Origin of the sequence: Marinomonas atlantica, assembly GCF_001639725.1 — a bacterium.
Classification (GTDB): Bacteria; Pseudomonadota; Gammaproteobacteria; order Pseudomonadales; family Marinomonadaceae; genus Marinomonas; species Marinomonas atlantica.
Window position 1 is genome coordinate 1 of sequence record NZ_LTAW01000040.1, and the last position, 271, is coordinate 271.

The window sequence follows — 271 nt, forward strand, 5'->3', positions numbered from 1 at the left end:
GCATTCTTTATGACCGCTTTTGGGACACCGGCCAATCCGGCGACGGCCAGGCCGTAGGATTTACTCGCCGCGCCTTCTTGAACCGCGTGCATAAAGGCGATGGAGTCACCGTGCTCTACCGCGTCAAGGTGAACGTTAGCGAGATGCGGTAGCTGGTTAGGCATTTCTGTCAGTTCAAAATAGTGGGTCGCAAACAAGGTCATAGCACCGACCTTGGTCGCTAGCCACTCAGCACTTGCCCACGCCAGCGATAGACCATCATAGGTGCTGG

1 protein-coding gene is annotated in these 271 nt (G+C 56.1%); it reads right to left on the bottom strand.

Annotated features, from left to right (window positions below):
• A partial coding sequence (locus AYW75_RS18475; RefSeq protein ID WP_407943041.1) for a MutS-related protein occupies window positions 1–271 on the bottom strand: 271 nt, incomplete at both ends.